Genomic DNA, 21,172 nt, shown 5'->3' with positions numbered 1-21,172 from the left:
ATCCGCGTGCCAGGTACACAGACCAATAACAAAGCCCGCGGCAATCTCCGCGGGCTTTTCTTGTTTCAGCTGTCCCTCCGGGTCGCCATTGTCGCAGCAGCCCACACCACCGGCTCAAGCCGTCGGCAGGCCTCCGGAGTCGTTACCGCTATCTGCCCGAAACACTGCCGTCGAACAGCACGCGGTGAGGTCCTGCCGGGAAATCGTCTCCGGGCAGTCTTTTTATATCCCCGGAGCTGCACCATCTCTGCTGCATGACTGTCCGTTCCGAAAGTTCCCCCATGCCCACAGCGCCAATAGTCATCACCGGTGCCTCAGGCGGCATGGGTAAGGCGGCCGCACGACAACTTGCCGACGCCGGACTGCCGCTGATCATCCTGGTGCGGGAGGGACAGAAAGGGCGCGATGCCCATGCCGAAATTGTCCAGCTATCGGGCAATCGTGCGGTGGAGATCGAGACCGCCGATCTGTCCTCTATGGCCGAAACCCGAGCCGCAGCGGGTCGCATCCTTGAGCGCTATCCCCGTATTGCCGGCTTCATCGGCAATGCCGGTGCCCATTTTGCCGAGCGTCGCCTTACCCGCGAAGGCATTGAACGTACCTTAGCGGTCAATTGCCTGTCGCCGTTCCTGCTGACCCACCTGCTGTTTGGCGCCCTCCAGGCCCACGCCGCAGGGGCGGGCAACCATGCGCGCGTCGTGCTGACGGCGTCCGCCATGCAGATCCCGTTCGAACGCGACGACTACAACCGTGAGCGGGGCTACGATGGCTGGCAGGTTTATGGCCAGACAAAGTTCGCCAATGTGCAATTCACCCTCGCTCTGGCCCGCCGGCTGGAGGGAACCGGTATCACCGCCAATTGCCTGGCCCCCGGATTCGTCCGCACCGATATCTTCCGGCACAATCCCGCGCCCATGCAATGGCTTCTCGCCGCCACCGGTCGCCTGTTCATGACATCGCCCGAACGCGCTGGCTCCTACATCGCCCGCCTCGCCACCGATCCGGCGCTCACTGAAACCAACGGAATCTATTTCGACCGCACCAAACCCAGGCGGGCCAACGAAGCCGCCTATGACGAAGCCAGCCAGGACCAGCTCTGGTCCCTCAGCGAACGCCTCACCGGGCTTCTCGATCCGTCTTAGTGGCAGAAGCTGAGGCATGCCATTCGCCCCCGGAGCATCTGCTGGTCAGGGGATGCTCTTCACCTTTTGCAGCGGCTGCTCTATCTATCGCAGGCGCTTGGACGACCTCGCGATTCCCATATTTCTGGCCGGGACGACCCGCCACCATCAAGATGAGATGGCTTTCGGCTCACGCACGCCGACGGTTTGTCTCGCTAGGAGAAATCCCATGGCATGGGTCTACCTCGTTATCGCCGGCCTGTTTGAAATCGGCTGGGCAATCGGCCTGAAATATACGGACGGTTTCACCCGCATGGTGCCGACCGCGTTGACCGTAGGCGCAATGGTCATTTCCGTCGCTCTGCTGGGAATCGCTCTCCGCGACCTGCCGGTTGGCACCGCTTACGCGGTCTGGACCGGCATCGGCACCGTCGGCACCGCCATACTCGGCATGTACCTGTTTGGCGATCCGGCAACCGTCGCCCGCATCATCTGCATCGGCCTAATCGTCGCCGGTATTGTCGGCCTCAAGGTGATTTCCTGACCAACCAGCCCGCGGTTTCCCCGCGGGCTTTCAATTCGCGCGCGCCCGCAAATACCAGCGTTCCCAATGCCTTATCGGCGCGATCGGATTCTGCCTGCCAGCCATTTGAATCACTCTCTCAGCCCCCCTGTGGCAAAAAAGCTCGTATCGCCACGCAACCTCCCGCGCTCCCGATTTTGTTAATGGTCATCCCGGCGAACTTTGCTAGCTTCGTTTGGTAATAGCCGAGCCCGCGTCACCGGCCCTCGTAGTTTCGGAGAGCAAATAGTGCCCTTGCGTTGGCAGGAAGTGGCTGTGCCACTTGTCTTGATCGTCACCCTTCTACTTCTCAAGCATATCCCCGCCACTGCCGGTCTGCCGCTTGCGCGCGCTGCGGGCGTCGTTGCATTTGGCTATGCCGCCTTCCTGGCCTTACGGCTGGTGCAGGACCAGGAAGGCATCCAGCGCGATGGCTGGTCCGAGCTGCGTCCCTCAATGGTGGAATACTTCGCCTGCTACGGTGCTGCAGCCCTCGCCGTGGTGCTGATGTCCGCTGTCATCGTCATCGGTGGCACCAAGGTCGTTGATCCCACCCAGATGCTTGCTGCTTTCGCTGCGTCGCTCATGCTGGGGGCAGGGGCCATCGGCATCGGTCTCGGCGGCCTATTCGTCAAGGTGCGCTGGAACAATGCGAGACTGGAACACCGGAACGCCTTCGGCAAGCAGACCATTCTGGCCTGGTCAGACGTACGCAACGTCAGCCCCAATTGGCGCGGCATCGCCATCACCACCTACGACCAGCGCCAGGTAACCTTCTCGCAGTTCCACTCTGGTGCCGCCCAATTGGCCGAGCACGCCAGCACCCGCGCCCGCCGCAACGCCGAAACCGCCACCAAAGCCTTCGCCGCGCTATGACGGTTGTGTAACCTGCCTGCCCTGATACGCCCCAATGCACTGCGCTGCCCTCGGACTTGATCCGGGGGCCATTCTCAGCCCTCACTAATTGCATGGATGGCTCCGACGCGGTGGCGCCCATAACCCCCGTTCATCCCACCCATCACAACAATCACATTGAGCCATTCCACCCCCTCGGATACCCTGCAGCCTCAGCAAGCCCCGAGCCGTTCATGAACAAGCCCGTCATCGCCCGCACCGCCCGTTCGGTCTGCCCGCACGATTGCCCGTCCGCCTGCGCGCTGGATGTGGAGATCATCGACGCGCATACCATTGGCCGGGTCCGCGGTGCCAAGGACGATCCCTACACCGCCGGCGTGATCTGCGAGAAAGTCGCCCGCTATGCGGAGCGCGTCCACCATCCGGACCGGCTCACCCATCCGCTGCGCCGTGTCGGCCCCAAGGGGGCAGGGCAGTGGCAGCAGATTTCCTGGGATGAGGCACTGGACGAAATCGCCGCCCGCTTCACCCAGATCGAAGCCGAACACGGCGCCGAAGCCATCTGGCCCTATTACTATGCCGGCACCATGGGCCACGTGCACCGCGACGGTATCGATCGGCTGCGCGCCGCCAAGGGCTATTCGCGCCAATACGACACCATCTGCACCGGCACCGCCTGGCCCGGCTATATCGCCGGCACCGGCATGCTCGGCGGCGTTAATCCCGAGCAGATGGCCGAGAGCGATTGCGTTGTCATCTGGGGCACCAATGCGGTGCACACCCAGGTCAATGTGATGACCCACGCCATGCGCGCCCGCAAGGAACGCGGCGCCAGGATTGTCGTCATCGACATCTACAAGACTGCCACCATGGACCAGGCCGATCTGGGCCTGATCCTGCGCCCCGGCACCGATGGTGCGCTGGCCGTCGCCGTCATGCATGTGCTGCTGCGCGAAGGCCTCGCCGACCGCGCCTATATGGCCGAGTTCACCGATTTCGGCCCCGATTTCGAGGCCCATCTCGCCACGCGCACCCCCGAATGGGCCGCCGAAATCACCGGCTTGACCGTCGCCGAAATCGAAGCCTTCGCTCGTCTCGTCGGCACCACGCCACGCAGCTATTTCCGCCTGGGCTATGGCTTCACCCGCCAGCGCAATGGCTCCACCGCCATGCATGCCGCCCTCTGCATTCCCGCCATGACCGGTGCCTGGCAGCATCGCGGTGGCGGCGCCTTTCATTCCAATTCGGGCACCTGGAAGCTCGACAAATCCCAGATCACCGGGGCGGCCCTGCAAAAGGGCGATCCGCGCTCGCTCGACATGTCCGAGATCGGCCCCATCCTCACGGGCAACGCCAAGGCGCTCAAGCATGGCGGCCCGGTCAAGGCCATCATCGTGCAGAATACCAATCCGGCCGCCGTCGCCCCCGATCAGAATCTGACCCGGCAGGGCTTTGCGCGCGAGGACCTGTTCCTCGTCGTCCACGAGCAGTTCATGACCGAAACGGCCGAAATGGCCGATATCGTCCTGCCCGCGACCATGTTCCTCGAACACAATGATTATTACACCCGCGGTGGCCACACCCGCGTGCTCTATGGCCCAGCGGTCATCGATCGCCCGGGCGAAACCCGCTCCAACCACGAAGTCATCAACGCCCTGGCTCTGCGCCTCGGCCTCGATGATGCAATCTTCAAGACCATCGACCGCGACGTCGTCGAAGCCACCTTCCGCCGCTCCGGTTATGGCGAACTGGACGAGATCGAAAAGAACGGCTTCGTTGATCGTGAGCGCCCCGACGCCGAGGCCCGTTTTGCCGATGGCTTTGCCTGGCCCGACAAGCGCTTCCGTTTCTCTGCCAATTGGGAGGGCGCCCGTGAAAGGAAGAGCTATCAATGGGTCTGCGATCCTGCGGATCTGCCGCGCTTCGCCGACCATTGGGACATCATCGAAAACGCCGATGCCGAGCATCCCTTCCGCCTGGCCACCAGCCCGGCACGCGCCTTCCTCAATTCGTCTTTCAATGAAACCCCCGGCAGCCAGCGCCGCGAAGGCGTCCCCTCCGTGTTCATTCATCCCGATGATGCTGCCGCCAATGGCGTTGCAGACGGTGCGTTCGTCACCCTCGGCAATCGCCGCGGTTCCGTCGATCTGACCGCCCGCATCCGCACCGGCCTGCCACGCGGTGTCCTCGTCGCCGAAGGCCTGCACGCCAACAAGGCCCACCGCCGCGGCCAGGGCATCAACACCCTCACCAACGCCACCCCCGCGCCCCCCTTCGGCGGCGCCGCCTTCCACGATGCAGCCGTCTGGCTCCGGAAAGCCGAGCAATAAAGACTGGAGCTGGGCGGGGACCGCGGTCTCGCCCACCCACCGCGCGTCACCCTCGGGCTCGACCCGAGGGGGCCTTCAAGCCCGCTAGCAACGCTCCCGCTCGTCCCTAGGCATACGCCACCCAGTAGAAATATCCCGTCATCACCACGCCATAGACCAGCACCGCGCCCCGGATCAGCGCGGTCGGCACATGATGGGCAAACCGCGCCGCGAGGTAACCGCCCACGGTCACACCCACCAGCGCGATTGAGCCGTGATACCAGTCGATCGATCCATTGAAGGCGAACCGCGCCACCGCGACGATGGCGACCACTGCCGAAATCCACAATTTCAGCCCGTTCATCGCGTGGATATCGTTCAGCCCCGCCGTGGCCAGAAACGCCAGCAGCAGGATCCCCAGTCCGGCATTGAAGAAGCCGCCATAGATGCAAACGGCCGCAAGGAACACCAGCAGCACCGCCGCGCCGGCCAGCTTCATACCGCGCCCGGTGCCACCCCGTGCCGCGACAAAGCCATTGATCTGGTTGCCAAAGGCAAACAGCACCACGGCGAACAGCATCAGCCACGGCACCACCAGCGAGAACAGCTCATCCGAGACCACCAGCAGCAGTTCAGCGCCGACATAGCCGAACACCGCAGCGATGATCGTATAGAGCACCAGTCGATCCTTGTATTTGCGGATCGATTTCCAATAGCCGATGGCACCGCTGGCATAACCGGGCAGGGCCGCATAGGTGTTGGACGCATTGGCAATCACCGGCGGTACCCCCGCGAACAGCAGCGCCGGGAACACGATGAACGATCCGCCTCCCGCGAGCGAATTGACCGCGCCGCCCAGAAGGCCAGCCACCAGCAACAAAATCTCAGTCATCGTCTACTCCAAGCGCGGGCAGGGCGCTCGCCCCGAATCCGTCACCCACCTAGCCCTATTCCAGGCGATCCGCCCAATGCATTTGGCTGATGCGGCTCATCACCCCGATTGATCAGCATATCTGCCCTGCAGTTGACAAATTCGCCTTCCGGGATCATTTAGCGCTCAGGTCGCTGGCACCCGCCGCTCGCCGGGATAGTCCCGATGGTCAAGCCAGACACGCCAATAGCGTGACACTTCAGCATGATAGTTCCCCTTTGCGAGGCGCTTCATGGCAATGCGGGCTCCCATGGATCAGATGCCTCACGCAATGTGAGAGAACTTTGTCATGTCTTTTTCCCTCGATACCCCCAGCGCCCTGACCCTCAAGGCGGAGGCCAAAGCCTTGCGCGAAGACCGCGCCAGGGCCGGTGAACCCCTCAGCCATGGTGCGGCCCTCGAAGCCGTTGCCCGGGCCCACGGCTTCCGCGATTGGAACACAGCCCGCGCCATGCTGCCTGAGCGGGTGAGCAGCCCGATGCAGGTCGGCATGCGCGTCAAGGGCACCTATCTCGGCCAGGCCTTCAAAGGCATGGTGATTGGTGTCCTGCTCAAGAGCGACATGCAGCACTATCAGGTGACCATCAATTTCGACGAACCCGTCGATGTGGTCACCTCCGAACTGTTCTCGGCCTTCCGCCACCGCGTCGTCTCGACCGTGGACATCCACGGCGTCTCGCCGGCGCGCACCGGCAATGGGGAACCGCAGATGCGTATCATGCGAGAATAACCCCCCATGCATGCCCGTTATGCGGCCGGAGGGGAACCGATCTCCCTCCGGCCGCCTTGCCATCCATCGTAAAGCGCCGATATTGTTCGTTCGACCTGCCAATGAACGGACCGGACATGACCACCCAGACCAAACCCATCGACCTCTATTTCTTCCCCACGCCCAATGGCCACAAGATCTCGGCCATGCTCGAAGAACTGGGCGTTCCGTATAACGTCCACATCATCCATATCGGCAAGGGCGATCAGTTCACCCCCGAATTTCTCGCCATTTCCCCGAACAACAAGATCCCGGCCATCGTTGATCCCGAAGGCCCTGGCGGCCAGCCGATCTCGATCTTCGAGTCCGGTGCCATCCTGAAATACCTCGCCACCAAGTTCGGTAAATTCTATCCCGCCGATCCGCGTCAGCAGGTGCTGGTCGATGAATGGCTATTCTGGCAGGTCGGCGGTTTCGGCCCCATGCTCGGCCAGAATCATCACTTCGCGCTCTATGCGTCCGAAAAGATCGATTACGCCATCAAGCGCTACCGCGATGAGACTCATCGCCTTTACGGCGTTCTCAACAAGCAGCTCGAAGGCCGCGACTATATCGCCGGCGATTTCTCCATCGCCGACCTCGCCTCCATCGGCTGGGCCCGCGGCTGGGAACGCCAGGGCATGGATATCACCGAATTCCCCCATGTCGCCGCCTGGATCGATCGCACCAGCAATCGCCCCGGCACCAAGGCAGGACTCGCCCTGACTGTTGATAGTGCCACCCAGGTAGATCTCACCAAGGATGACGCCGCCAAGGCAGTCCTTTTCGGCCAGCGTTGATTCCCGATCTGCCCTGTCCTTCCGCTCAAGGCGCTGCGGCGACCTGATTGAGCCGATCCAGCTCTGCGCGAGGGGCTGGATCGAGGGCAGGGGCGCCTGGCACCGCTTTCGCTATTTCCGCAGAAATCCCCCCGTTTCCGCGATGCGCGCCCGCCTTGGGGGAGCCAGTTTGGGGAAAACGACAGGCGCGACCAAAAACCCCTTGCATGCGCGTCGCTTTCTCATGTACCAGCCCGTCTTGGAGAGGTGGCCGAGTGGTCGAAGGCACGCCCCTGCTAAGGGCGCAGACGGTCAAAAACTGTCTCGAGGGTTCGAATCCCTTCCTCTCCGCCATTACCCCTGATTCTTCATGGGGTTGATGGTCGGCAGCGCGAGCGCTATTGCGCCATTCTCGCTGCCGCGGTCGGCGACCGGCACTCGCGCATTCCCCCCATCTAAGCCTCTCTGATCGCTTACGGTACGACCACGCGCATTCGCGTTGACCGCGGTCGACATTGCCAGGGCCCCGAGGGCCTTTGACCTCCAGCAGTCTCGTCGCGGTTTTCCAAATCTGCCTGTCCTGCCCCTCAGGTTTGCAGGCGATTGCCGCGCGGCCGACGCATGGCGAGGTAAGACCAAATTTTCGTCAATTGCCACGTAGGCGCAATATTATGCCTCTAACGGCGATGCCTGCGGCCCATCAGGGCATGGATTCACCCTGTTGCCAGTATCAGATTGCTGGCCTAGGCTCGGTGCTGGTGCCCGTCCGCTTTGATCGGGTGCCGAATTCCCTGTGAGGAGGGCTACATGTCTGGGTTTGAAACTGGAATGAGCCGGCGGCAATTGCTGGCGATGATTGGTACGGCGGCCGGTAGCGTCGCCATGTACAATGCGATGACAAGCCTGGGGTTCGCCCAGGAATCCACCTATTCGGGTCCGATCAAGCTGGAGGGCGACCCCAAGGGCGCCTCGGTGCTGATTCTGGGTGCCGGTCTGGCCGGTATGACTGCCGCGCTCGAATTGCGCGATGCCGGTTACAAGGTGCAGGTGCTCGAATATCGCGAAAAAGCGGGCGGCCGTTGCTGGACGTTGCGCGGTGGCGATAAATATGTCGAGCTCGGTGGCGCCGTGCAGGACGTCAAATTTGCCGAGGGCAATTACATCAATCCCGGCCCGTGGCGCATTCCTCACCACCACTATGGCGTGCTCGATTACTGCCAGCGTCTCGGCGTCAAGCTCGAGCCGTTCATGCAGGTCAACCACAACGCATATCTGCACCGCACGGACGCCTTCGACGGCAAGCCACAGCGTTTCCGCGAAATCGCCACCGATTATCGGGGCCATGTGTCCGAACTGCTCGCCAAGGTCGTCAATCAGAATGCTCTCGACGAGACGGTTACCGCCGACGACGCCAAGCTGCTGCTGGAATCCCTCAAGACCTACGGCGTGCTTGACGAAAACTACGCTTATGTGAAGAGCGACGACACGTCAGAATTCCGGGGCTGGGACAAGCCGCCCGGCGGCGGCGTCGATGGCGCACCGGTTCCGTCCGAGCCGATCGCGCTCAGCGATGTGCTGCAGTCGCGCCTCTGGGCCAATCTGGTCACCGGCGACTCGATCGACCATCAGGGCACCATTTTCCAGCCGGTCGGCGGCATGGACATGATCGCCGTGGGCTTCGAGAAGGTCATTGGCGATCTGATCACTTACAATGCCAAGGTCACCAAGATCGACCAGAACGACACCGGCGTTACCGTCACCTATGTCGACAGCAACGGCGCCGCGGGCGAACAGACCGCGACAGCCGACTACTGCATCTGCACCATCCCGTTCTCCATTCTCGGCCAGATCGAGCATAACTTCTCCGGCGAAATGACCTCGGTCATCGACTCCATGTCCTATGCGGGCTCGGTCAAGTTCGGTCTCGAATTCAAGCGCCGCTTCTGGGAACAGGACGAGCGGATCTATGGCGGTATCACCTATACCAACCTGCCGATTTCGCAGATTTCCTATCCCTCGAACGACTATTTCAGCGACGGCCCGGCCGTGCTGCTGGGTGGCTATGGCTGGGGCGCCACGGCGTACCAGTTCAACGCCCTGCCGCCGGAAGAGCGCGTCGCCAAGGCAGTCGAATACGGCGCCCAGATTCACCCGCAATACACCGAGGAATTCTCCAATGGTGTGGCGGTGACCTGGCATCGTGTGCCCTGGGTCCTGGGTTGCTATGGCATCTGGGCCGACAAGGAAGCCCAATACGCCACCGCTGCCGCCATGGACGGCCGTACCCTGATGGCGGGTGAGCATATCTCCTATCTGCCCGCTTGGCAGGAAGGCGCCATTCTCTCCGCCCTCGACGCCATCACGCGCCTCCACAAGGTGGTCGTCGGCGCCTGATCGCCGCTCCAGGAAAGGATTTTACGATGAAATCTCTCATGATCGTCGCGGCGGCAGCTCTCGCAATGATGGCCACGCCAACCCTTGCTCAGTCGGATGCGGCAATGATGTTCGCCAGCCCGAGTAAGCTCACCCAGACTGATGGCAAGGATATCTACAACGCCATCTGCGCTGGCTGCCATATGGCCGAAGGCCAGGGCGCAGTCGGCGCCGGCATGTATCCGGCGCTGGCGGGCAACGAGACGCTGGAAGCTGCCGGTTACCCGATCTACGTGATCATCCACGGCCAGAAGGCAATGCCCGCGCTTGGTAATGTGCTGAGTGACGAACAGATCGCCGCTGTCGTTGGCTACATCCGAACCAATTTCGGCAACAATTATCCCGAAGAAGTGACGGTTCAGGAAGTCACCGACTCCCGCTGATGCCGCCGGGCGGCTGGCTTAGGCCGGCCGCTCAATTTACTGCCTGTTCAGGAATATCTCTATGATCAAGAAATTTGCCATCGCCCTCGCACTGACCGCCGGTTTGGCTGGCCCCGCGCTTGCGCAGGAAGTGATCCGCCACACCAATCCAGGCTCCAATTTCCCTATTGCCCGCGCTGTCGAAGTGCCCGCTGGCATGACCACGGTTTATCTGAGCGGTGCCGTTCCGTCCGTGGTCGATCCCGCGGCCGATCGCGCCACGACCGCTGCCTATGGCGACATGGAGACCCAGACCGTCAGCGTGCTGAATTCGATCGAGAAGACCCTGGCTGATCTCGACCTCACCATGGGCGATGTGATTAAGATGCAGGCCTTCCTGGTGGCTCCAGAGGGAACCAAACTGGACTTTGAAGGGTTCATGAAGGGTTACACGCAGTTTTTTGGTACCGCCGAGCAGCCCAATCTGCCGTCTCGGTCCGTCATGACGGTTGCTGGTCTCGTCAGCCCAGGGTGGCTGGTCGAAATTGAGGTCACTGCCGTTCGTCCGTAACGCGAAAGGCGATCATAATGAAAACCAGCCTGTTGGCTCTTGCCATTCTCTGCACACCCGTTCTGTCCGCTCATGCCGCAGGCGATGTCGCCAATGGCGAAACAGTGTTCAAGAAGTGCACGGCCTGCCACGCAGTCGGGGAGGGCGCTGTCAATAAGGTTGGTCCCGAGCTCAATGATCTGATCGGCCGGACCGCCGGCTCCGTCGATGGCTATAAGTACTCTAAAGCCATGGTCGACGCCGGTGCTGGCGGCCTGGTGTGGGACGAGGCGAGCCTGACTGAATTCCTCACCGGCCCCAGGGCCAAGGTGCCCGGCACCAAGATGAGCTTTGCCGGGCTCAAGGATGCCAGCGATACGGCTGATGTTATCGCCTATCTCGCCACGTTTGGCGCTGCCCCGTAGCGACGGCGCAATCGAGAAATGGGAAAACGAGGCCGCAGGAGAAACCCTGCGGCCTCGTTCTTTTGTGTTGATGCTCACAGCCCCGGCGGCAGCGTCGTCCGGTTGGTCGAGTTGTTCGACAACACGCGCTTGAACATGAACAGCGGCAGCGTCAGCGCCGCCAACACGCCACTCAGCCACACAATCAGCGTCGATAGGATCCAGGTGTCGATCCCGGTGATCACCAGCCCGTCGGTCAGCCAGGTGGTGATGATCAGGCCCACCAGGGTCGTTACCAGCGCCACGCCACCATTCAGCGCCCGCACATATTTGAACGACAGCTTAAAGAGCAGCGGCGCCATGATGAACTTCACCACCGTGAAAATCCCTACCACCACGAAAAACCCGAATGGCGTGAGCAGGAAGCCCGGCAATATCCAGGCCGCAATCAGCAGCCCGATAGCGTTGGCGATCAGTTCAAGAACTGTAAATGCAATCAACCGCAGCATGAAATCTCTCCCTCGCCAGTAAACCTACTCCCGCCAGCACCCCTGTGCAAGCAGTCGGAACGTCCCCACTAGGTCAGAACGCGCTGCCCATTGCCAGCGCAAAAACTTGCTATACCCTCGGGCGAGGCGAGTGCTGTTGATCGCCGGTCTGGGAGGTGAACATGCGTGTAATACGGAACTTTTTCGCAGTATGTCTGGCGGCAATTGTCATCATCTGGCCCGCCATTGCGTCGGCGCAGGCCCCCTCTGCGCCGCCCGCGATCACCAATGCCATCGCCAACGCGATCACCGCGGCCGGCGAGAGCATTTCGGCGGCGATCACCGCTGAAATCGGCAAGGCGGAAGAGGAGGTGGTTGGCCTCGCGCTCAATATCGGCACGGTCCTGGCCATTGCTGTTGCGATAGCTCTTGCCGTGGGCATGATCATCGGTTCGCTGCTTTCGTCGCTCATTCTGCGCAGCGCCATTAAACGCCTTGCTGCATCGCAATGAAATCTCTGCCCTTTCCGCGGCCGCTCAGCTGTTGCATAAGAGTTGACGACAAGTGGGAAGGGGACTGCCGCGCATGACCGAGGCTTCGTTCTTCACCTTAATGGCCTTTGTGCTCCACATTTCGGCGCAGATATTCTTCATTTCCCGCGCCCTGCTGCGTCCCTATCGCGAACCGGCTTCTCGCCTTGCCTGGGTCGTTGTCATTATCGTCGCTCCACTGGTCGGCATGGCCGCCTATGTGCTGGTCGGCGAAACCAATATCGGCCGCAAGCGCATTACCCGCTTGCGTGCCGCCCTGCATGAATTGCCTCCGCCCACCGAGGATGCCTGTATCGCCCAGGTGCCAGAGCGCTATGTGCCGCTGTTTCGCGCCGGCCAGTCGATCAATGGCTATCCCCCGGTCGGCGGCAATCGCGCCACCCTGCTGCCCGACTCCGAAGCAACCATCACCGCCATGGTTGCCGACATCGATGCCGCCAGCCACCACGTCCATGTCCTATTCTATATCTGGCTGCCCGATACCAGCGGCGTCCGCGTTGTCGATGCGCTGAAGCGCGCCGCTGCCCGGGGGGTCATCTGCCGCGCCAAGGCCGACGATATTGGCTCGCGCGCCATGATCCGCTCGCCCCATTGGCGGGATATGGCCGCCGCCGGCGTGCGCCTGTCCCGCGCCATGCCCGTCGGCAATCCGCTATTGGCTCCGCTCTGGGGGCGCATCGATATCCGCAATCACCGCAAGATCGTCGTCATCGATAACCGTATCACCTATTGCGGCAGCCAGAACTGCGCCGACGCTGCCTTCGAGATCAAGGCCAGGTTCGCCCCCTGGGTCGACATCATGGCGCGGATGGAAGGTCCCATCGTCCGCCAGAACCAGCACCTTTTCGCCAGTGACTGGATGAGCCACGAAGACGAGGACCTCTCCGATCTGCTGCGTGAGCCGCTGACCGATATCCAGCCTGGCTTTGCTGCGCAGGTCATCGGCACCGGGGTCACTGTGCGACCTTCGGCCATGCCCGAAATCTTCGTCGCGCTGATGACTGAAGCCCGTCGCGAGCTGGTCATCACCACGCCCTACTATGTGCCGGACGAATTCATCCAGGCCGCGCTGTGTGCTTCAGCGTATCGCGGCGTCGATACCAAATTCATCGTCCCGCAGCGCAACGATTCCTGGATCGTCGCCGCCGCCAGCCACAGCTATTACGCCGAGCTGATCGAGGCCGGGGTGCAGATTTACGAATATGTCGGCGGCCTCTTGCACTCCAAGACCATGACCGTCGATGACGCCGTCTCGCTCATCGGCTCCGCCAATATCGACCGGCGCAGTTTCGAACTGAATTTCGAGAACAATATTCTGCTCTACGATCCCGATTTCACCGCCCGGATCCGCGAGCGCCAGCAGCATTATATCGACGCCGCAGTCCTCATTGAGCCCGCCTCGGTCGCCTCTTGGTCCCGCCGACACCGCCTCTGGAACAACACCGTCGCCATGTTTGGCCCGGTGCTTTAGCCGGGCAGGGGGCGATGCGGCCGTGTAACCGCCAACCGATAGGATGATCCATGACCCAGCCCCTGCCACCGATCACTGCTCCGCAAAGCCGCGCTGGTCGCGCCCTGGTCGGCTGGTCCGTCGCCGATCTGGCTGAGGCTTCGGGTTTCGCCGCAGGCGAAATCGAACGCTTCGAAGCCGAGGCCGATGACCTGCCGGTCGAGTGCCCGCGGGCCATCCGCGCAGCGCTCGAAGCCAATGGTGTTCTGTTCCTGCCCGAAATGGGCGGCGAAGGCATCGGCGTCCGCCTCAAATTCCCTCGCCAGACGGTCAGGCGCATCCAGACCTGGGAAGACGAGGGCGGCACCCCCGGCGAAGACGATATTGCCTGATTGACCGGGCCTCGAGCACCTGCGGAATCACTGCCGCCTGCGCGCAAAAACCTACCGGCGACCCTGGTGCAACGCCGCCAGCGACGGTCGCAGTCGATCCTGGTGATCCGCCAGCAATTGCTGCGCACTCCGTGCGTTCTCGGCCCCTGCCGCCAGCAGGATCGCCGTCTTCACCGCGCCCTCGGCCTGCTGCAGCGCCGCGTCCGCCCTGGCTTCCGACACAGCAGTCACCGCCATGACGATCCGCCGGGCCCGCGCCTGCAGCTTGATATTGTCGGCCAGCAGGTTGACCATATAGCCATCATGCACATGCCCGAGATGAACCGCCATCTGGGTCGACAGCATGTTGAGCGCGATCTTTTGCGCTGTGCCCGCGCCCATCCGGGTCGAGCCGGCAATTACTTCGGGCGGTGTCGGCAGGCAGATCGCCACGTCCACAATGTCAAACAGCGCAGCGCCCCGATTATTGGCGATGCCGATAGTGCTGGCCCCCACGGCGCGTGCCGCTTTGACCGCGGCCATCGGATAGGGCGTGGAGCCGCTCGCCGTCACGGCAATTACGCAGTCCCTGGGCCCGACGGCGGCGCCGGCCATCGCCGCGCGCGCTTCTTCTTCATCGTCTTCCGCAGCGCCGGGCATGGTCAGCACGGCATTGACGCCACCCGCCAGCAATACCTTGATCCGCTCGCGCGCAATGCCATAGGTGCCCGGCAGTTCCAGCGCATCGGCCAGCGCCATCATCCCGGAGCTGCCTGCCGCCGCATAAACCAGCTGCCCGCCATCGGCCAGGCACGCTGCCGCCAGCTTTGCCGCTGCGGCAATCTCGGGCACGGCGCCCTGAACCGAGGCAGCTGCGTCGACCTGCGCCTGGGCCAGAATCTGCAAAGCCTCCTGCGGTGGCTTCAGATCGAAGCCCTCGGCGCTGTCATGCCTGCGTTCTGTTTGGGTGGCGGTCATGCTTTGCTCCTGTTGCAGCAATAATGCCAAAAAAATACCACTTGTCTAGCGGAGGTCCGATTCAGGCCTGAAACGTCGAGTCATTGACGAGATGGGGCTGATTTTTGTCTGGTCTTGCCAACAAAACGAGGATTTGCCGGATTTTGCTTGGTCAATGGTATTTTATTGGTATCATGTGCTCAACGGGTTCAGATTTGGCTGCATAGCCGATAAGTGGTGATATGAATTGCGCCAGTGAGCGCGCGCGGTGGGTGAGGGATACTTGTGGTTGAGGCGTCCGACGTTTTTTTTGCCGATGAACCTATTGTCCTGCCAGCGGGCGGACCGCTCTATCTCCAGCTCAAGCGCTGGATAGAGGACGCCATTCACCGTGGCGCCATCAATCCCGGCGATGCTCTGCCGTCCGAGCGTGACCTGGCGCTCAAGGTCGATGTCTCCCGCGTTACGGTGCGCAAGGCGGTGCTGCAACTGGTCAAGGATGGCGTGCTCGTCCAGCGCCACGGCTCCGGCACCTTTGTCGCCCCGCAGAATCAGCGCGTCGAGCAATCGCTCTCGCAACTGACCTCCTTTACCGAGGATATGGCCCGGCGCGGCATGGCTGTGCGGGCCGAGTGGCTCGATCGCGGCCTCTATGCGCCATCGCCTGAGGAAACCGTCATTCTCGGCCTGTCGCCCGGCGATAATGTGGCCCGCATTTCGCGCCTGCGCCTTTCCGGCGAAACCCCTCTCGCCATTGAGCGCGCCAGCCTGTCGTCGAGCATTCTGCCTGATCCGATGGCCGTGGGTGACTCGCTCTATATGCTGCTCGACAGGAAGGGGAATCGCCCGGTCCGCGCCATCCAGCGCATTCGCGCCGCCAATCTCGATGGCGAGGATGCACGCCTGCTGGATGTGCCGGTGGGCTCCGCCGGCCTCAATATCGAGCGCACATCGTATCTGGCTTCCGGCCGCGTCATCGAATTCACCCGTTCGATCTATCGCGGCGACACCTATGATTTCGTCGCCGAACTGCGCATTGGCGAAAACCCCACCCCGGGAGGTTCCAAGTCGTGACCCAGACCCACATGCGCCGCGAAATCGGCGAAATCCCTGATGTCGTGGCCAATTTTCTCGACCAGAGTTCGGCTGTTGTCGCCGCCGCTGCTGTCGCTTTGCGCACCAGCCAGCCGGCCATGGTCGCCACCATTGCCCGCGGCTCGTCCGATCACGCCTCGGCCTATCTCAAATATGCCATCGAGCTTACCCTCGGCCTGCCGGTTGCTTCCATCGGTCCATCCATTGCCTCGATCTATGGCAGGGATCTCAAGCTCGATCGCTGCGCCGCCATTGCCATTTCCCAGTCCGGCAAGAGCCCCGATATCGTCGGCATGACCCAGTCGGCTCGTCGCAGCGGCGCTACCGCCATCGCCATCACCAATACGGCCGGTTCGCCGCTCGCCGAAAGCGCCGATTTCACCATCAATCTGCATGCCGGCGTCGAGCAGAGTGTTGCCGCCACCAAGACCTTCGCCACATCCATCGTTGCCGGGCTGGCGCTGCTCGGCCAGTGGAGCGGTGACGAGGCCCTGATCGCCGCCGTCAATGCGCTGCCCGAAACGCTCGCCAAAGCCGTCGCCTGCGACTGGTCCGAAATGATCGGCGCGCTGGATGGCCACACCGCCCTCTACGTGCTTGGCCGCGGTCCCGGTTGGGCCATCGCCAATGAAGCGGCGCTCAAGTTCAAGGAAACCTGTGGCATTCAGGGCGAGGCCTATAGCGCTGCCGAAGTCATGCACGGCCCGGTCTCCATCGTCACGCCCGGCTATCCGGTGCTGGCTCTGGCCGCCCGCGATGCGGCCGAACCATCGGTCGCCGATATGGCGCACAAGCTGGCCGGGCAGGGCGCTCTCGCCTTCCTCACTTCGGATCGCTCAGGGGCCGCCCATCGGCTGCCCTTTGCAGCCACCGGTCACCCGATCACCGACCCTCTGTCGCTGATTGTCTCGTTCTATGGGTTCGTCGAAGCTCTGGCCCGCCATCGCGGGCTCAATCCGGACGCGCCCCGCTTGCTGAAGAAAGTCACTGAAACACTATGAGCGATCTGCTGGCTATTTCCGGCGCCCGTATCTTTGATGGGCATTCCTGGCACGACGACGCGGCTCTCCTGGTCGAGTTCGGCCATGTCAGCGCCATTGTGCGGTCCAACGCCATCCCGGCCCATTCGGAGCGCGTCCAGCTCGATGGCGGCATCCTGGTGCCCGGCTTCATTGACCTGCAGGTCAATGGCGGTGGCGGCATCCTGTTCAATAATGATCCAACCGTTGCGGCCATCCGGACCATATGCTCGGTTCACGCCCAATTCGGCACCACTGCGCTGCTGCCGACCCTGATCACCGACACCGCCGCCATTAACGAGCGCGCCATTGCCGCTGGCGTCGCGGCAACAGCCGAACGCGTCCCGGGCTTTATCGGCCTGCACCTGGAGGGTCCCCATCTCTCCATCGCCCGCAAGGGCACCCATGACCCGGCCCTGATCCGACCCATGGATGACAGCGACCTCGCGCGCCTGCTCGGCGCCGCCCGCGATCTGCCGCATCTGCTGTGCACCGTCGCCGCCGAAACTGTCACGCCGGCCCAGATTTCGGCAATGCGCGATGCCGGCATCATTGTCAGTATCGGCCATTCCGATGCCGATGCCGCAACCGCATCGGCGGCCATCGAAGCTGGGGCCACCATGGCCACCCATCTGTTCAATGCCATGAGCCAGTTGGGCAATCGCGAACCCGGCGTCGTCGGCGCCGTGCTGACTCATGACACTGTCTTTGCTGGCCTGATTGCCGATGGCATCCACGTCCATCCCGGCTCCATCGCGGTGGCGCTGCGAGCCAAGCGCGGCCCTGGCAAGGTTTTCCTCGTCACCGACGCCATGTCGCAGACCGGCACCGATATCAAGACGCTGACCCTCAATGGTCGCACCATCACCCGTTCCAACGGTGCCTTGCGCATTGCCGATGGTACGCTGGCCGGCGCCGATCTCGATATGATCGACGCCGTCACCTATATGAACCGCGAAATCGGCCTGCCTTTCGAGGAAGCCGTCCGCATGGCCTCGCTTTACCCCGCCGAAGCCATGGGCATGCAGGCTACCTATGGTCACCTTGGCGCCGGCGCCCTCGCCAATTTCGTCCACCTGTCAGACGATCACGCCGTGCGCTCCACCTGGATCGACGGCACCAAAGTCTTCAGCGCCTAGCGCTCAACCTGTCAGCCTGCATGCCCTCCCCCTTGCGGGGCTTCCAAGCGGCCCGAAGGGACAAATCGCTCCAGTGGAGCGATTTGAGCGCGGAAGGCCATGAGAGCTGCGCTCGAATGGCTGGCCAGTGCGGGGGGCTGCGCCTGCAACGCGCTCGACGTTCCGCGTTGGATCCCTGATCTTACCCTCTGCCGATATACGGCATCGTGGTCGCCATCACCGTCATGAACTGCACATTCGCCTCCAGCGGCAATTGCGTCATGTAGAGCAGGGCATCCACCACATGGGTCACATCGAATGTCGGCTCCGGCATGATCGTGCCATTGGCCTGCAGCGAGCCGGAATTCATCTGGCTGGTCATATCTGTGGCCGCGTTGCCGATGTCGATCTGGCCGCAGGCAATGTTGAATGCCCGCCCATCCAGCGAAATCGCCTTGGTCAACCCGGTAATGGCGTGCTTGCTCGTCGTATAGGAGGCGGCTCCTGGTCTGGGCGCATGAGCGGAGATCGAACCATTGTTGATGATGCGGCCGCCCTGCGGGCTCTGGTCCCGCATGGCCCGGAAGGCCTCGCGCGCCACATAGAAGGCACCATTGAGATTGGTGTCGATCATTTCGCGCCAGGTGCCGACATCCATGTCGGCGAATGACACCGCCGGCGCAAATCGCCCGGCATTGTTGAACACCACGTCGACTCGGCCCAGCTCTGCCTTCACTCCCGTGAAAAACCTGGCGACGTCGCCGGGCTCTGTCACATCGCATTGCGCCCAATAGGCACCCGTCTGCTGCGCCACCGCCTGCAGGGCATCTGCGCGCCGTCCGCAGATCGCGACCCGATAGCCAGCCTTGGCCATGCCAATGGCCGTTGCGCGGCCAATGCCCGAGCTCCCGCCGGTGACGACGACGACCTTGCTCACTTCACTCATTCCATTCCCTCATTTGATCGCCAATGATCGCATTCATCCCGGCGCCGCCCGCGTTTTCGCCGCATTGCCGCCATCGAACCGATGCGAATGCAAGCATCCGATCGAGGCGTCTCCGCGTGCCGCCCTGGGCCCTCCGCCCCCACAAATCCCCTGAAATCATGCAGATTTAACGCTTCCTTTAGTCGGGTTAACAGGTGGTTTCCAGTTGTGTGCTGAATCTGCAACATCCAGTTCGCAACCATATTGCCCGGACCCCAAAACGGCTTTTGCGTGATTGCGTCCTGATTGGGCGTGCGTAGAGTGGGTCTTGCGAATCCATGCATGGGATCGTTTGTCGGTCGCAACGCGACGGCAACACACTGCACCACGAATAGTGTGGTCGCGTTTCGACAAACCGTCGGGTAACCGGCACCAAGAATGACTGACTTTGGAGGTCAATAATGAAACTCAAGAGCCTTTTCCTCGGCACCATCGCTGCAGCCGGTCTTTCGACCGCTGGCTTCGCTGCTGATCTCGGCGTCCTCACCTCGCTCGACGTCTGCGATGCCCTGGGCATTTCGGGCCTGACCATTTCGTCCGACACCAACTGCCTGCAGATCTCGGGTAGCGTTGACTACCGTCTGCGCTTCGGCAACTTCCGTGGTGGCAACAACGTCGGTGATACCGCTTTCGGTAACGTCGATCCGTTTGGTGCTGATCAGGTCGTTGATATCAATGGCGTCGTTCGTGACCTTGATTGGGATACCCGCGTTCGTGCGTACCTGAAGGCCGTTGCTGCTTCGAGCACTGATTTCGGTACCGCCAAGGCGATCATCGGCCTCCGTCAGGTTGACGAATGGCGCGTCCGTAACGAAGGCTATGCCGCTGGTGGCGCAGCCGCCGGTGCGACTGCTGGTGGTGACAATACCAACGGCCTGCAGCTCGAGGAAGCTTATGTTTCCGTCGGTGATAGCACTGTCCTGATGGCCGGTCTCCGTAAGCGCGGTGCAGCTGGTTCGGTTGCCAACGTTGGTGACGACTCGCCGTTTAGCTTCCTGTTCATGAGCGACAAGGTTGATGGCGGCGGTGTTCTGATTGAATCCGATGACCGTCGTCTTGGTGGTCACTCGATCCAGATGTCGACCGATCTGGGCAATGGTCTCTCGGCCAGCCTTGGCCTGGAAAGCATCGACAGCGGCCTGGGCAGCAATGACCAGAACACTTCGACCACTCGCACCAACGCTGAATCTGCTGGCACCCTGATCGGCGTTCTGCAGTACGGCGGCGAATCCATCAGCGCACACGTTACCGGTCTTGCCTATGGCATCCTGGATGGCAATGTGGAGGCATACGCTGTCCACGCTGGCGTCACTGGCACGTTCGACATGTTCAAGGTCCGTGCGGCTGTCGGCTATGACAGCAATTTCTACAGCACCAAGACTTCGGCTTACACCAACTACAGCTTGGTCAACGCCCTTGCTTCCGTTGAAGCTTCGTTTGACATGTTCAAGGTTGCCGTCTCGGGTGAAGTTGCTAACTTCAACAACCAGACTGATTACAGCATTGGCGCTCGTGTTACCGCACAGGTGACTGATGGCGTGTCGATCAACTTCGATGCCGCTTGGTTCCGTGATGCCGTCAACCCGAATGCACTTGGGGCGCAGACCGACACCACTCGTCTCCAGGCTGAAATCGCTGCCAGCGTGACTGAGACGATCACTCTGACTGCCGCTCTCGGCGGTTACTTTGGTTCGGGCGTCTATAGCACAGACCGCAACGCTGGTCCCGGTGCTGCACTTGTCGCTGTTGACCACCTGTACTTCGGTAAGGCTGGCGTGAAGTGGGCTCCGGGCACTGGTTTCGAAACCGCTGCCAACCTGGAAATCAACAGCCAGGGCGGTTACCGCACCGAATTCACTGCCAAGAAGTCCTTCGAGTAGTCCTCGTCGCTTCTCTGAATATGGAAAGGCCCGGCTCACGCCGGGCCTTTCTGCTTTTCCGGCATGTGCCCCTTGATTCTCATGCACTAGCCGCCATGCCCGGAGCCCTGATCGCTCTCGCAATAAAAGTTGAGTGAACACAACGGCTTAGTGTTCCAGAATCCGTTTCATCAACTTGCGAAATGCTCTAGCTTGCGCCTGTTG

General features: G+C 61.9%; 21 protein-coding genes and 1 tRNA gene. 18 read left to right on the top strand and 4 right to left on the bottom strand.

What is annotated here, in order from left to right; all coding sequences use genetic code 11:
• Positions 1–281 precede the first annotated feature (281 nt).
• The 4 genes from BUA69_RS00180 to BUA69_RS00165 all read left to right on the top strand — a co-directional run bounded on the left by BUA69_RS00180 (position 282) and on the right by BUA69_RS00165 (position 4,868).
• On the top strand, positions 282–1,142 hold the full coding sequence (locus BUA69_RS00180) for an SDR family NAD(P)-dependent oxidoreductase (protein WP_046134408.1): 861 nt from the start codon (positions 282–284) through the stop codon (positions 1,140–1,142).
• Between the two features lie 208 nt (positions 1,143–1,350).
• Complete coding sequence (sugE, locus tag BUA69_RS00175) at positions 1,351–1,665, top strand: quaternary ammonium compound efflux SMR transporter SugE (RefSeq protein ID WP_046134310.1); 315 nt, start codon at positions 1,351–1,353, stop codon at positions 1,663–1,665.
• Between the two features lie 294 nt (positions 1,666–1,959).
• Positions 1,960–2,559 carry a hypothetical protein gene (locus BUA69_RS00170; protein ID WP_152663418.1) on the top strand — a complete coding sequence of 200 codons (600 nt, stop codon included), beginning with the start codon at positions 1,960–1,962 and terminating at the stop codon, positions 2,557–2,559.
• Positions 2,560–2,771: 212 nt separating this feature from the next.
• Positions 2,772–4,868 carry a molybdopterin-containing oxidoreductase family protein gene (locus tag BUA69_RS00165; RefSeq protein ID WP_046134308.1) on the top strand — a complete coding sequence of 699 codons (2,097 nt, stop codon included), beginning with the start codon at positions 2,772–2,774 and terminating at the stop codon, positions 4,866–4,868.
• 106 nt (positions 4,869–4,974) lie between these two features.
• On the opposite strand, the gene BUA69_RS00160 is transcribed toward BUA69_RS00165, so the two are convergent.
• A complete protein-coding gene (locus BUA69_RS00160) occupies positions 4,975–5,739 on the bottom strand; it encodes a sulfite exporter TauE/SafE family protein (protein WP_046134307.1) in 765 nt (254 codons plus the stop codon).
• 328 nt (positions 5,740–6,067) lie between these two features.
• On the opposite strand from BUA69_RS00160, the gene BUA69_RS00155 reads away from it, so the two are divergent.
• From BUA69_RS00155 to BUA69_RS00125, 7 genes are all read left to right on the top strand, one after another.
• Positions 6,068–6,508 (top strand): glyoxalase superfamily protein, encoded by a 441-nt coding sequence (locus BUA69_RS00155; RefSeq protein ID WP_046134306.1) that lies wholly within the window; start codon positions 6,068–6,070, stop codon positions 6,506–6,508.
• Between the two features lie 116 nt (positions 6,509–6,624).
• On the top strand, positions 6,625–7,326 hold the full coding sequence (locus tag BUA69_RS00150) for a glutathione S-transferase N-terminal domain-containing protein (protein ID WP_046134305.1): 702 nt from the start codon (positions 6,625–6,627) through the stop codon (positions 7,324–7,326).
• A 240-nt stretch (positions 7,327–7,566) separates the two neighbouring features.
• Positions 7,567–7,659: transfer RNA gene (locus BUA69_RS00145), tRNA-Ser, on the top strand.
• A 453-nt stretch (positions 7,660–8,112) separates the two neighbouring features.
• Positions 8,113–9,699, top strand: coding sequence for an NAD(P)/FAD-dependent oxidoreductase (locus tag BUA69_RS00140; protein ID WP_072866423.1), 1,587 nt, complete (start codon positions 8,113–8,115; stop codon positions 9,697–9,699).
• A 26-nt stretch (positions 9,700–9,725) separates the two neighbouring features.
• Positions 9,726–10,121 carry a c-type cytochrome gene (locus BUA69_RS00135; protein ID WP_046134303.1) on the top strand — a complete coding sequence of 132 codons (396 nt, stop codon included), beginning with the start codon at positions 9,726–9,728 and terminating at the stop codon, positions 10,119–10,121.
• A gap of 61 nt (positions 10,122–10,182) precedes the next feature.
• Positions 10,183–10,671: a RidA family protein gene (locus tag BUA69_RS00130; protein ID WP_046134302.1), complete on the top strand. Its 489-nt coding sequence runs from the start codon at positions 10,183–10,185 to the stop codon at positions 10,669–10,671.
• Between the two features lie 17 nt (positions 10,672–10,688).
• A complete protein-coding gene (locus BUA69_RS00125; protein WP_046134301.1) occupies positions 10,689–11,075 on the top strand; it encodes a c-type cytochrome in 387 nt (128 codons plus the stop codon).
• 74 nt (positions 11,076–11,149) lie between these two features.
• Here BUA69_RS00125 and BUA69_RS00120 read toward each other — a convergent pair whose 3' ends face one another.
• Positions 11,150–11,563 carry a phage holin family protein gene (locus tag BUA69_RS00120; RefSeq protein WP_046134300.1) on the bottom strand — a complete coding sequence of 138 codons (414 nt, stop codon included), beginning with the start codon at positions 11,561–11,563 and terminating at the stop codon, positions 11,150–11,152.
• 161 nt (positions 11,564–11,724) lie between these two features.
• On the opposite strand from BUA69_RS00120, the gene BUA69_RS00115 reads away from it, so the two are divergent.
• From BUA69_RS00115 to BUA69_RS00105, 3 genes are all read left to right on the top strand, one after another.
• Positions 11,725–12,054, top strand: a complete 330-nt coding sequence (locus BUA69_RS00115; protein ID WP_046134299.1) for a hypothetical protein — start codon at positions 11,725–11,727, stop codon at positions 12,052–12,054.
• Between the two features lie 73 nt (positions 12,055–12,127).
• A complete protein-coding gene (cls, locus tag BUA69_RS00110; RefSeq protein WP_046134298.1) occupies positions 12,128–13,564 on the top strand; it encodes a cardiolipin synthase in 1,437 nt (478 codons plus the stop codon).
• A gap of 50 nt (positions 13,565–13,614) precedes the next feature.
• Positions 13,615–13,935, top strand: coding sequence for a hypothetical protein (locus BUA69_RS00105; protein ID WP_046134297.1), 321 nt, complete (start codon positions 13,615–13,617; stop codon positions 13,933–13,935).
• A 51-nt stretch (positions 13,936–13,986) separates the two neighbouring features.
• Here BUA69_RS00105 and BUA69_RS00100 read toward each other — a convergent pair whose 3' ends face one another.
• Positions 13,987–14,892: an N-acetylmuramic acid 6-phosphate etherase gene (locus BUA69_RS00100; RefSeq protein ID WP_046134296.1), complete on the bottom strand. Its 906-nt coding sequence runs from the start codon at positions 14,890–14,892 to the stop codon at positions 13,987–13,989.
• A gap of 264 nt (positions 14,893–15,156) precedes the next feature.
• Here BUA69_RS00100 and BUA69_RS00095 point away from each other — a divergent pair, with 264 nt between their 5' ends.
• The 3 genes from BUA69_RS00095 to nagA are packed head-to-tail and all read left to right on the top strand — an operon-like array spanning position 15,157 to position 18,124.
• Positions 15,157–15,945: a GntR family transcriptional regulator gene (locus tag BUA69_RS00095; RefSeq protein WP_046134295.1), complete on the top strand. Its 789-nt coding sequence runs from the start codon at positions 15,157–15,159 to the stop codon at positions 15,943–15,945.
• Between the two features lie 11 nt (positions 15,946–15,956).
• Positions 15,957–16,967 carry an SIS domain-containing protein gene (locus tag BUA69_RS00090; protein ID WP_046134407.1) on the top strand — a complete coding sequence of 337 codons (1,011 nt, stop codon included), beginning with the start codon at positions 15,957–15,959 and terminating at the stop codon, positions 16,965–16,967.
• A complete protein-coding gene (nagA, locus tag BUA69_RS00085) occupies positions 16,964–18,124 on the top strand; it encodes an N-acetylglucosamine-6-phosphate deacetylase (protein ID WP_046134294.1) in 1,161 nt (386 codons plus the stop codon). Before BUA69_RS00090 ends, nagA begins: the two co-directional genes overlap by 4 nt.
• 181 nt (positions 18,125–18,305) lie before the next feature.
• On the opposite strand, the gene BUA69_RS00080 is transcribed toward nagA, so the two are convergent.
• On the bottom strand, positions 18,306–19,049 hold the full coding sequence (locus tag BUA69_RS00080) for an SDR family oxidoreductase (protein WP_046134293.1): 744 nt from the start codon (positions 19,047–19,049) through the stop codon (positions 18,306–18,308).
• 440 nt (positions 19,050–19,489) lie between these two features.
• On the opposite strand from BUA69_RS00080, the gene BUA69_RS00075 reads away from it, so the two are divergent.
• Positions 19,490–20,968 carry a porin family protein gene (locus BUA69_RS00075; protein WP_046134292.1) on the top strand — a complete coding sequence of 493 codons (1,479 nt, stop codon included), beginning with the start codon at positions 19,490–19,492 and terminating at the stop codon, positions 20,966–20,968.
• The last annotated feature ends 204 nt before the right edge of the window (positions 20,969–21,172 follow it).

The sequence above is a fragment of the Devosia limi DSM 17137 genome (assembly GCF_900128975.1).
GTDB classification, from domain to species: domain Bacteria; phylum Pseudomonadota; class Alphaproteobacteria; order Rhizobiales; family Devosiaceae; genus Devosia; species Devosia limi.
This window is presented reverse-complemented; position numbering and strand designations above follow the sequence as displayed.